Source organism: Glutamicibacter ardleyensis, from assembly GCF_014644555.1.
In the GTDB taxonomy this organism is placed as follows: Bacteria; Actinomycetota; Actinomycetes; order Actinomycetales; family Micrococcaceae; genus Glutamicibacter; species Glutamicibacter bergerei.
The window spans coordinates 604,011-616,139 of record NZ_BMKX01000001.1 but is presented as its reverse complement, the minus strand read 5'-3'; the positions used below and the strand labels follow the sequence as shown (position 1 = coordinate 616,139).

Here is a 12,129-nt window from a genome sequence, read left to right as displayed (position 1 = left end):
TCGGACTTATGAGCTGCCGTGGGACCTAGCTATGCGAACCAACTGTTCCAGCCCCTGATGCCAAGGTTCTCCGTGGCCCAGTAAGACAGTTTGCGTGCCCGTCGCTGCAAGAACTGCTAAGGACTCAAGCGCTCTTTTAAGATCCACTGTGGCAGCGTCGGAAACGATCTGCGGAGAGGACATTGCCCGGTAGGGATTGTAGGTCACTATCGCATCTCCGGCGACGAGGGCACCATGATCTGGGAAATAGTAGGAGTAGCGCCCGTGGGTGTGCCCCGGTGTGAACAGCACCTGGGGATTGCCGGGTACGGGGGAGTATTTTTTCTCGGATGCGGCGGATTTCGGCTACAGGTTCGGGCCACCAGGCGCGATTGGCTACCAGCCGTGCCGCGTCAGGCAATGCCTTGAATTGCGTGGCCAAATACCATGACATTGGCCGGTTGCGGCCATACCGCCGTGAGCGAACTGAAGGGAACGCTCACGGCAAGGCGCTCAGGTCCCGCTAGGCGGGAAGACTGGCTAACTTAGAAGGCGCGTTCGGCAACGTTCACACGAGTCGCGGAATCCAACGCGGCCTTGACCTGATCAGCCGGCGTCGGGCTAGGAATCGAGGAAAGCAGCTGGTCATCGGGCGTGCTCGGGTCAGCGAGATAAATGCGCGTGTATCCTGCGGATTCAGGTTCAAACGCCCATGTCTTCGCGAGCGTGCCTGCATCCAGAGTATCGAAGCCCAGGCGTTCAATGAGTGCCGCTGCTTGAATCTTGGCCTCGGCGTCATTGGACGCGATCGGCAGCACCGATCGATCAGGAGCATCGCTGGGACGGACAAGAAGGGGAATATGATGTGCCAGGATATTTCCGAAGGCTTTGACATAGAACGCCCCATCGAGCCACCTCGCCACCAACTCGCTGGTAGTCGTCGTTCCCGCGTCGAGTTCAGCAATGCGGCCATCGCGGAAGGGGTAGTAGTTGCTGGTGTCCAGGACAATCTTGCCGCGCAGTAATCCGGTTGGCAGATCCTTGACTGCGGTGAGCGGAATGGAAAGCACAACTGCATCTGCGGAATCCGCGGCTTGTTCAACTGTGCCAGCACTGGCCATTGGTCCAAGTTCGGCAATGAGTTCTCGAAGAGACTCGATGCCGCGGGAGTTCGCAATGACCACGTTCATATTCGATGCAACGGCCAATCGAGCGATTGCCGATCCGATGTTTCCGCTTCCGATGATTCCAAGCGTTGGCATTGATCTTCCTTCCGATAATGTTCAGTTCTTTGGGTGCCAGTGGTTCACATGGCAGCTGTCCCAATGGATTGAACTACCTTCTGGCCGTCAAAAGTCCCTAGTTGGCACGTTGTGCCGCGTGTTCGCCGAGCGTGTTCGTGCTTGGGGTTGCGGTAACGATGCCGGTGATCGTGATGCCGAAGATCGTGATTGCCGTGGTCGTGGTGATGGTGCCGGTGATGGTGCTGGCCCAGTCCGGCCAAGGGTGGTGCTTTCACCTTCTGTGTTTTTCTTCGTGGAGCATCTCGGCCGGGGCTTTACTTGCGTGGGATCCCGGGTGCTGTGGCTTCGAAAAGGCCAGGATGATGCCGCAGCAGCCGGGGTGGCGCAACAAAACGTCTACAGATAAACTTATCTGTAAACGTTTTGCTGCATGAGGGGTGGAAGTTGAATGAGCGCAAACAGGCCCAGCAGATCTGCAGGGTTGCGGGCGGTCAAGCCCGATACCCTGCAAGGACTGACGCGCAGCGCCTTGTTGCGGGGCGTGAATGAGGGGCGTTGGGAGCGGATCGCCCGCGGCATTTATCTGCCTTCTGACGCTCCGCCGATGGACTGGGATCAACTGGAGGCTTCCACGCGCCGTCCTGATGCCACGATCTGCCTCATTTCGGCACTGGCCCATTACGACCTCACTGACGAGGTCCCTGACGCGTTGGATGTGGCGATCCCGCGCGGTGCCCGCACGCCCCAAACCCAGGGGGCGATTCGCTGGCACCATTTCGACAAAGAAACTTTTGACCTGGGCCGCGAAGAGATCACGATCCCGGGTAGCTCGCAACCGATCGGCATCTATAGCCCCGAGCGAACGATTGTTGATTGCTTCCGTCTACGCTCGTCCATTGGCTATGAGATTGCCCGGGACGCGACCAAAGAATGGATGCGCCGCGGCGGCAAACCAGCCCAGCTGATGCAACTCGCCACCCAACTACCTCGGGCTAAATCATTAGTCCTCAATGCCTTGGAGCTGCTGTCTTGAACGCTAATGAGATCTACCGGCAGATCCAGAAAGCAGCCCGCGCCGCCAGTAAAGGATCAGACGAAAGCTAAAAATAGGGCTTAGCTGTTGATGGACACGCTTCAGGCTTGATAGCACTGGATTCAGGCTTCTATGGTGGGGCTGCCGGCTCACCTTCGTCTCTTATTTCGGCTAAGAAGCAAGCTACTTGATGTGCTGCCAGGCGCGGTGGGGACTTCCCACGAGACAGGCTCCAGCAGCAGATCCGACGACCGCCTCCAGCCTTGAACCAGAAAAGCACGACTGCTAGATTCCTTATGCTTTGGTCCCCATCTTCTTCTCAACAAACACCTCATTTCGAGAGTCACCAAGAAATTGAGGATGAGAAGGTACCTTCGACGGAGCTCATTTATCAACGTGCCGTAGGCACAGATGTTTACAAGAGGGGCAGCACAGACTGGATCCTGCGCCCCGTCTAAAGCAAGAAGTCGTTTACCAACACGGTCACGCCTAAGTGTGCGTAGTGCGTGTTTTTCTGGTCGAGCAACGGGTGGCTGCGGTGATCGTGGAAGCGGCCAGTGATTATTGGAGATCATTTTCTTCGTATTCGTCCGCGTTCCTGCCACGTGTTGGGGCGGTGGGAGGAAGGACGCATTCATGGTTCTCCTGCGGCCTTGTGGTTAGGGGGAGAGGTATTCCTCGTGCTTCCGGTGGGCCTTGGCCACCTCGGCACGTATCGCTTCGACGTCCTTGGCCTTGTTGCGGTACTTGGGATCCATAGTTTCGATCTGGCGTTCTTCTTCGCGCAGGGCGGTGTAGATGCGCTCGCGTTCGGCGGGATCTGCTGTGTAGTCCAGATCAAGATAGTTGACCGCGTGCCGCCGGGCGTTGTTGATCGCGGTTTGTGCTTTGCCGGCCTTGCTCAGCAGCGAGGCCAGTACGGTGATGACCAGGACGCCGATGATGACGGTCAGCGATAGGCCGGTGGTGATCTCGATGACCGGGACCGGTTCGCCGTTGTTGATGAACGGCAGAGTGTTTTCGTGCATTGCATGCAGGATCAGTTTGACGCCGATGAATCCCAAGACCGCCGCCAGACCGTAGGAGAGGTAGATCAACCGGTCCAGGAGGCCGTCGATCAGGAAGTAGAGCTGGCGCAGGCCCATGAGGGAGAACGCGGTGGCGGTGAAGACGATGTAGACGTTCTGGGTCAGGCCAAAGATGGCAGGGATCGAATCCAGAGCGAAGAGGATGTCGGTTCCGCCGATGGCGACCATGACCAGCAGCATCGGGGTAAGCACTCTTTTGCCGTTCTCCACGGTGAACAGCTTGTCGCCGTCGTAGTGCTCCGAGGTGTGGAAGAACTTGCGGGCGAGACGGATCATGAAGTTGTCAGCTTCGTCGCCATTTGATTTGGGTTTAAGCAGGTTGCCGGCGGTGAGCAGCAAAATCAGGCCGAAGGCGTAGAACACCCAGGCGAAGGAGTTGATCAGTGCCGCGCCGAGGAAGATGAATCCGGTGCGGGCGATCAGGGAGAACACGATGCCGAAGAGCAGTACCTTCTGCTGGTCCTCGCGCGGAACTTTGAAGCTGGCGATGATGATCAGGAAGACGAAGAGGTTGTCCACCGAGAGGGCCTTTTCGGTGATGTATCCGGCGAAGTACTCCGAGCCCATGGTGGCGCCGCCAAAAACCAGGACGAGGATGCCAAAGACCAGGGCGATGCCCACGTAGATGGAGGACCAGATGGCCGCTTCCTTCAGGGTGGGGACGTGTGCCTTGCGGATGTGGAAGAAATAGTCGAAGGCCAGCAGAGCCAGGATGACCACGATGGTGATGCCCCAGATCAGGGGAGAAACAGCCATGATATTCCTGCTTTCAAGAGATGGGGGCTTGGAGGTCAGGGCGGGTACATGGTCAATGCTAGTTCACGGCGGCGACCGGTCTGCGGTTCCTGAAAGGACGCCCGGAATTCAAGCCGGTCCTCCAGACGAAGGCCTGGAATCTGAATGGGGAAAGCGGCGGCGCCAAAACTGGGGATTCGCTGAAACTTCCAGAAGTATTTTCCTTCCCTGCAGGCATCGGCTCTACTGTTCATTTCATCGGTTCGCCGCCACCACGCGGATCTTTGGATCAGGGATCGGAAATGAGGCAATCATGGGCCGGGCTTTCGGAATTGAGGAAGAGTTCTTCCTTCTGGATTCCAAGACTTTCATGCCTCGATCAATACCGGCGGACGTGAGCGAAGAATTTCTCGGTACCCGCATTGCCGGAAGTACGACTCAGTATGAACTGCTGGCTTGCCAAATTGAAAGCGCCACAGCGATTTGCGCCAGCGGCATAGAAGCCCTTGAGTCCCTTGATGCCTACCGCACCGCGCTGAAACAAAGATGCATGAATCACGGCATCACGCCCATAGCTTCCGGAACCTTACCCGTATTTCCAGCGGAGGTCAGTTTCGCTCCGGGAGAGCGTTACCATCAGATTTCACGGTTTGCTCCGGCCCTTGCCAGAGAACATTTCATCTGTGGGCTACATGTTCACGTGCAAATTCCGGACCTCAGTGTGGGCCTTCGAACCATGAATGCGCTGCGGTCCTGGCTTCCCATACTTTCTGCCATCGGGGCGAATTCGCCATTTTGGAACGGAGAGGACACCGGCTTCGCATCGTGGCGGACCATCCACTATCAGCGATGGGCTGTCACGGGCATCCCTCCAGCATTTGAGAGCATCGAGGGCTACGAACAGTATATGAAGAGGATTTCTGCTTCAGAAGTTGTCCTGGATAACGGGCATATCTTTTGGAGTGTCCGGCTTTCTGAACGATATCCAACGGTTGAAGTGCGGGTGGCTGATACTCAGCTTTCTCCCCGGGAATCGGTGATGTTCGCCCTGCTCATCCGGGCGATCGTCGATACCGTCGTGGAGAGCCCTCCGCAGGATCCTCAGCTTTCAACGGGGCTCTTGGAACTGAGTTTGTGGCAGGCTGCCAAGCATGGTTTGGACGGCAGTTTCTTCGATCCGTGGCACGCAGTGAATATTGATTCACAAGCGGCGACGCAGCAGCTTCTGGACTATGTTGCTGATGCATTAAAAAAGAATGGGGATGAGACTTACGTACTCGAACAACTGAATCTGATTCAGTCGCAGGGCAATGGAGCCCGCCGCCAACGCAGCAGCTGGGATCGCGGCGGATTGGAGCAGCTGACCCTCGAAGGAGCCGCTAATTTCTGCATCTAAACAGAGATCTTTCACATGGGTTCAATAACCTCTCGGCGCGCTCTTGCTGCACGCCGATGACCTCCAGCAGGCCGTGGAATGAAGCAAACAGATGTGCAGCCCCATGTCTGCAGGTCGCATCAACCCTCGCGCGGCTCGAGCACTGCCACTTCGACGGTTTCCAGCCTCGGGTGCAGATGGTCTCGGTGGTCAACCACCCCGGTGACCCAGCTGATCACCAGCCCGTCTTCGGTGTCCTCGAGGATGGCCAAATTGTTGTCGAACCAGGGACCCTTGATGCCGTTCCAGCGAAAGGGCGGGTCCGGCACATGTGCCCTGCGCGCCATCCACGCCCCGAACGGGACGGCCGGACCCAAGGCCAGGGCTGCGGCAAAGTAGCGCATGAACCGGGGCAGCGGGTTGCGGATGGGCGAACACACGGCTTGCAGGATCCTGCTTCCGGTCTCGCGTTCGACCTCGGAGACGTAGGAGAAATGCACGTCCCCGGAGAGGAAGGTGACGGTCTGCGGGGCCGGTCCGCGCTGGCCGTCGGCGACCTCGGTGGCCCACCGGGCGACGTTCTGGAAGCTTTGCTGGAATGCCGCCCAATGCTCAAGATCCACGGCCCGGCGCAGCCGTTCCCCGAGCCACGCCCGGGCCGGGCCGCGTTGCCCGGAGGAGTAGACCTCGTTCCACGCTTCCACGTGATGCAGTCCCATGGGCAGCAGGAAGGGCAGTGAGGTAGCGACGAGCAGGTGGCGGAATCCTCCTTGCATATGTTCGTCGAGCCACGCATTTTCCGGTGGGTCGAGCAGGGCACGCTCTTCGGGGTCGAGGCTGCGTGCGGCACGGGAGTCCACCACGATCAGCCGCACCGTATCCCAGTCGCGGCAGTAGCTGAAGCTGTATTCTTCCGGTGCGGCATCGACGCGCTCGGCGAACCGGTCCAAATCGGCGGTGATATCCAATTCTTCGGGGCCGGTGTGCGCCTTGATGCGTTGCCAGAGTGGATCTGCAGCCCGCCCCTCGGGGGAGAGATTGCCTAAGTGCTGATAGATCCAATATGAGCCGAGGCCCGCAACAATGCGTTGGTGCCACCAGCTTCTCTGCTCCATATCCTGCTTCCAACTCAGCGAGGAGTTCCAATCGTCGCGGATATCATGGTCATCGAAGATCATCGCGCTGGGCAGGGTGGAAAGAAGCCAACGGTTGGCCGGGTCCGACCAAGCCAACCGGTACAGGTGGGCGTATTCCTCAAAGTCCTTCAGCTCCGCCCCGGGTTCGTCCCTGATATCGCGCCGGCTACGGATGAACTCGCGCATCTGCTCACTGGTGGAGTCCGCATAAACCTGATCGCCGAGGAAGAACATCAGATCCGGCCACGGTCCGTGTTCTGGGCTCGCCATGGACAGGGCGTAGGCGCGCATCGCGTCAACACCGTGCTTGCGGTTGCCCGCCGCGTCGTGCGGAATGCTGGTGCGGCAGGACCCGAAGGCCAGCCGTGGCTTCTTGGCCGGGTCGATAGTGGCGATGAATGATTCGGGGAAGCCATCATCGCGCGGCCAGACCGGTTCCCCATCTAGATGTACGCTGTAGGGATAAACGCTTCCAACCTCCAGCCCCGTCACCTCAACCAACGCATAGTGGTGGCCGTGGGCACCAAATGTCGGCGCACGCCAGGTTTCTTCACCGCAGCGGACCTCGACGGTGCCAGACCGAGCTGTCTCCACCCAGATACTGGCTGAGCTGGCATCCACGTGGCGGAGCATCGGGCCAAGGACAAGGTCCTGATCGTTTCGCGGGCTCATCGATTTTCCTTCCTGAGGGTGCAGGTGAACCAAGAATGGCACAACAACTTCGTGGGGGATAGGCCCGGCTGCCGGGCAGGGGAGCAGATGATGCCTAGGATGGGCTGATGAGTGAATCCCCGTATCTGCAAACCCGCCGCCGCCTCGTGGCCGCCGCGCCTTCAGAGATCTTTGAACTGCTCACCGATCCGGCCATGCACCCGGTCATCGACGGCTCCGGAACGCTGCGGGCCTCGAACGCGCAGGGAAGCAAGCTCAGCCTGGGCAGCGAGTTCGGCATGCAGATGCGCTTGGGTGTCCCGTACCGGATCAGCAATACCGTGGTGGAGTTCGAGCAAGACCGGCAGATCGCCTGGCGGCACTTCAGCGGGCATCGGTGGCGCTACGAGTTGGAAGCTGTCGGGGCCGGGACGCTGGTCAGCGAAACCTGGGACGCGAGCCGGGTGCGGCACCAATGGCTGCTGCGGCTGATGGGCTTCACCCGGAGCACCGGGCCCAATATGGAACGCACCCTGGAACGGCTGGCCGGGCAGTTCCCCGAGGCCTCCGAGTAAGGTGCCTTTTGCCCTGAGTGGCTCGTCAATGACGTGGCAAAACAGCGTGCCCAGCCGCAGCGACGCGTTCTTGCGCAAGTTCACCGAGCTCATCGGCGGAATGTCGTTCAACCTCCGCTGACTTTTTGGTAGACCCAATACTTATTCATGCGACAACTCCGCGACGGGAGCGGAAGCAAGGCAACGGATTCTTAGTGGGTACTTATTGCATGGAGGAAGAGCTGATCTTGCGTAGGAGCTTCGAATTTCCGCACGGCATCGCGGCGGGAGACCACGTGGGTTTCCCAAATACTGGCGGTTATCGGATGCATATTATCGAGAGTGCTTCGCACCAGCTTCCCCTATCCAACAACCTTCGGTGCGATGGCCAGGGGCGAGACGATATCGACTCGATGAGTTTGATGATAGGTTCGGCACGTAGTCGCCGGTGACGCCATACTTTCATAGAGCTGATCGCACTGCATTGGTGGCAGCTTAAGAGTCATCACGATCTCATTAAGTTGAAACGAGCAAGTCCTATTGTATCGGCCGAGGTATTGCAGTAATGAAGCTGTGAAGGAGTTTCCGTCCAGAAGAACTTTTCCGATTACCTAAGTATTCGGGAAATTTGAGTGAAAACGCTGGACATGATTGCGTTCAATGCCTTCATTCGTTCGTCAGAAATGCATGAATTAGGTACCGATGCTTGTGTATGACACCGAACTAGACGTCATATCTTCCAAAAGAGAGATTTTTTTATAGCAAAAAGACCTAATTTTTCGGCGAAAGTAACGCCTTATATTACGAACGTTCATGACTCAAGGATCTACAGTACATAACCTTTACCGGTGTACTGTTGCATTCAGAGCATGCGTTTAGTTGTGTGCGTTTACATCACGTAGGTTGCTGCACTTCATTAAATCAATACTTGGTGTATCCGTTTTAGGATTTGTCGGAATGTTTCTCTTTTTGGGAGGAGAACTTGATAGGTATGTCATGGGCTGGCGTAGACAGTAGTCTGAATCAATTCGTCGCGGATGAGACTGTGCAAGCGTTGAACGCTTATAAAGCCCGACCAGATCTGGTTCGTGAACACAGCAACATCGAACAGGCGATTACTCAGAGTGGGTACGGCCGCAAACAGCTAAATGAACTTATTCAGAATGCCGCTGACGCGATCGACCAACCCAATGGCCGTGTGAGAATTGTTCTGACTGACGATGCGCTGTACTGTGCCAATGAAGGGGCGGCCTTCACTGAGTCGGGGTATCGAACTTTGATGCTTTCGCACTCCTCTGAGAAGCGCGATGATCAAATCGGGCGTTTTGGATTGGGATTCAAATCGGTAATTCAGATTTCTGACTCTCCGCAGATTTTCAGCAAAAGTGGTTCTGTAAAATGGGATCGCGAATATAGCAATCAGCTTCTTGAACCTTTGTATCCCGGGTTGGCATCTTATCCTGTGCTACGGATAGCAACTCCAGTGGATCCTGTTGACGAAGCAAAAGATGATCATATTCTGCGCGAGCTAATGAAATGGTCTAGTACTGTCGTTAAACTTCCATTAGCGCAACAAGCAAAATGGCTCAGCGACGCGATGAATAATTTTCCACATGAATTCCTACTTTTTTCGCAAAATATAGGTTCCCTCGAGTTCGAAAACATGATCGAAGGAAGCCTAGTCGTATGGACTGCACGACGGGAAGGATCCTTCGTCACATTAGAATCCGAGGGTGCTTCAGAAGACTGGAGAATATTCCGCTATAACCATAAGGTCAGCGCAATGGCGAGTGTTGAGGCCGGCGCAATTGCTGCCCGCGACACCGTCGAAGTAACTTGGGCGGTTCCAATTACCGGGAATTCGCGGAGACAACGGGGTAGCTTCTGGAATTATTTCCCAACGAGTCACACCACCTCGCTTCGGGGAATAGTTAATGCTGCGTTCAAGATGAATGAAGACCGACATAGCATGCTTCAAACGCTATATAACAAAGAAATTCTTCAAAATGCTCTACCAACTATGGTTGCAGGAGCCTTAGCTTCTTTCCAAGATGAAGCCGATCCTTCCAGCTATTTGGACTTACTGCCGGCACGTGGGCGCGAAGTAATCTCGTGGGCCGATACCGTAATCAATGAACCTATCTTCATAGCTTTGTCCGTAGTCCCCTGTCTGCCTGCTAGGTCAGGTGAACTCCGGAATATTTCCGATTTGATTTTCCCACCGGATCTTTCAGATGTGGATTATTTAGAAGAAATGTGGTCACGCTGGGTAGGATCTGAACGTCCTTGGCTCCATCCGTCTGCCGTGGCCACCAAAGAGCGACGACTCGTTATTCGCCGGCTTTTGGGCCTTGCTAATAAAGGTAGGGCCACAATTGAGCAATGGTTAGAAGAGGTTACTTATGGGGGCCAATTCGATGACTTTGAACATGCTCTTAGATTGGCCGTTGAAATTGAACAACGCCACCCAGATCTTCTGGCAGCCATGCGTCGAAGTCGGATTGTACGCATGCATGATGGTAGCGTTCGTCAGCCCATCGTTACTCAGACATTTCTACCGATGGACGCGCACGATGAGGGAGCCAATCTCGTCGACTATGAATTCTTGCACTATGGCGATGTCAGCACGCTTCTTCGTAAGTTAGGCTTTCATGTCCTCGACGACAGAGGGAAAGTCGCTCGTATAGCACGACAAGTTGCCAAGAATTATGACGATGAGGGCGCGACTCTTTCGTTGTGGCGACTTTCGCGAGCGTTACCTGTCCCAGAGATGCTTTCGCTGATCGGGGAGAAACTCGAAGTAGATAAATTGCGGGTCCGAGCGAAAGACGGTCGTTGGCGCCCAACTGCTGATATGTGGTTACCCAATGGCCTTATTGCGGGAGATAGCGTTGGCGATGAGTCCCTTCTCGTTGATGTTCAGTTCCATCGACAGGATCTAACCCTAATAAGAAATTTGAATGTTAGAAGCGCCCTCTCTGATCCATTGGCAACGGTTGACGATCCAACCTACAAGGTGTGGAAGAAATCTGAAGCAGCAAGAATTTCGGAAGAATCAAGGTCAACACCGGTTCCAGTTTCCGAATTTTCTCTTCGTTTTAAACCCGCTTTAACTACAGAGGGCCTTCATTTACTTCGCGAAGCATCAATTCGTACTCGAGAAAAAACGACCCAGCGACTTCTTTCTAACGATATGTTCAAGTCGAAGGTGGAGTTCAGTAGCGCTTATAAAGACCCCAAAGTAATCGAAGGCCCTGACATGTGGTGGGTGCGAAACTACGGAGTGCTGCAAACCAGGTTGGGTTTCATAGATGTACGGTACTGTTCTGGCGACGTTGATGGCATTCCGATCGGCTACTTGCCATACCCTGGCCCTTCACACGCGGAAAAACTAGAGCTGCCGACAACTATCGACAAGATCAACTGGAGCTTCGTGCTTCCGCTAGCCGAAGAGAAACTTCCTGTCTCACGTGTCCATGAGCTTTATGGCTTATTGGCGTTGCGAGGTGCCAAACGACCAGAACAGTTGCTAGTCGAAGGGCCGAACGGAGGACAGCGTAAATATCCTGCGAACCTCATTAAAGTGACGCAAGACAAGGACACATGCGAGTACTTATTAAAGACGGCAAAGAGTTCCGTTATTTATGTTGAGGACTACGAACTCAAAGAGGCTTTGATTCGAAATTGGAAGGTTCAAGAAGTTCGAATCGAATTTTTCAGTGTCTTTGAGTATGAGAAAGATGACGATGGAGAAGTTGAGACTATCGCCGCACTATTCCCTGTGCTCCATAGGATCGAGCCAAAAATCAGGCGAAGCTTTAAATGTGTGCCATGTACAACCCTGAAGACCGTACGTTCGAATAGTTATTCCGACGATATGGATGTCGAAGAACATGAGACATTTCGTGAGGGCTCCAATTTTTATTTCTCCAACGCGCTGTCTACTCGGAGACTTTTAACAGCATTGCTTCTTGATATTGGAAGCTCACGTAGGGCCGCAGACGTAGAAGTAGAAATGCGAAGACTGGCAAAGACATCTTCGTCGCCAAAGCCTGGCACGACCAACGCTGAGCCGGAACCAGAACCTGAAGTGGAACCGCTAAAGACTCATGCGAGCGGTTTCATCCCGCTTGACTCATCGCGAAACTTGAGCGATCAACTAAAGCTAATCGAACGAGCAGTTCTTAGCTACTTGGATAATCCGCAAGCCGAAGTTTTTGATCTCAGAATTAATTTCGAGGTAGACATGTCAATCGGTATTCCAACGGAGGCAGCAGTCAGTATTGCTGAAAACGTTAAAAAACTCGGTGGGCAAACTCGGTTTGAGGACTAGT

General features: G+C 55.1%; 9 protein-coding genes. 5 read left to right on the top strand and 4 right to left on the bottom strand.

From position 1 onward, the window contains the following. Positions 1-6: 6 nt before the first annotated feature. The gene (locus IEX04_RS19105) at positions 7-291 is read right to left on the bottom strand and encodes an MBL fold metallo-hydrolase (protein ID WP_382344446.1); all 285 of its coding nucleotides are present in this window, start codon (positions 289-291) and stop codon (positions 7-9) included. A 233-nt stretch (positions 292-524) separates the two neighbouring features. Beyond that, entirely contained in the window at positions 525-1,241 is a 717-nt protein-coding gene (locus IEX04_RS02775; protein ID WP_188683514.1) for an NADPH-dependent F420 reductase, read from the bottom strand. Positions 1,242-1,399: 158 nt separating this feature from the next. Here IEX04_RS02775 and IEX04_RS02770 point away from each other — a divergent pair, with 158 nt between their 5' ends. Further along, positions 1,400-1,657 (top strand): hypothetical protein, encoded by a 258-nt coding sequence (locus tag IEX04_RS02770; RefSeq protein ID WP_188683513.1) that lies wholly within the window; start codon positions 1,400-1,402, stop codon positions 1,655-1,657. Positions 1,658-1,671: 14 nt separating this feature from the next. After that, complete coding sequence (locus IEX04_RS02765) at positions 1,672-2,256, top strand: type IV toxin-antitoxin system AbiEi family antitoxin domain-containing protein (protein ID WP_229676969.1); 585 nt, start codon at positions 1,672-1,674, stop codon at positions 2,254-2,256. Between the two features lie 659 nt (positions 2,257-2,915). On the opposite strand, the gene IEX04_RS02760 is transcribed toward IEX04_RS02765, so the two are convergent. Then, on the bottom strand, positions 2,916-4,100 hold the full coding sequence (locus IEX04_RS02760) for a TerC family protein (RefSeq protein ID WP_188683512.1): 1,185 nt from the start codon (positions 4,098-4,100) through the stop codon (positions 2,916-2,918). 292 nt (positions 4,101-4,392) lie between these two features. Here IEX04_RS02760 and IEX04_RS02755 point away from each other — a divergent pair, with 292 nt between their 5' ends. Then, complete coding sequence (locus IEX04_RS02755) at positions 4,393-5,475, top strand: carboxylate-amine ligase (RefSeq protein ID WP_188683511.1); 1,083 nt, start codon at positions 4,393-4,395, stop codon at positions 5,473-5,475. A gap of 119 nt (positions 5,476-5,594) precedes the next feature. Here the strand turns inward: IEX04_RS02755 and IEX04_RS02750 are convergent, their stop codons facing one another. Beyond that, on the bottom strand, positions 5,595-7,262 hold the full coding sequence (locus IEX04_RS02750; protein WP_229676968.1) for an alkaline phosphatase D family protein: 1,668 nt from the start codon (positions 7,260-7,262) through the stop codon (positions 5,595-5,597). Positions 7,263-7,369: 107 nt separating this feature from the next. Between IEX04_RS02750 and IEX04_RS02745 the strand changes: the two genes are divergently transcribed. Beyond that, on the top strand, positions 7,370-7,816 hold the full coding sequence (locus IEX04_RS02745) for an SRPBCC family protein (protein ID WP_188683509.1): 447 nt from the start codon (positions 7,370-7,372) through the stop codon (positions 7,814-7,816). A gap of 970 nt (positions 7,817-8,786) precedes the next feature. Then, positions 8,787-12,128, top strand: coding sequence for a sacsin N-terminal ATP-binding-like domain-containing protein (locus tag IEX04_RS02740; protein ID WP_188683508.1), 3,342 nt, complete (start codon positions 8,787-8,789; stop codon positions 12,126-12,128). Position 12,129 lies beyond the last annotated feature (1 nt).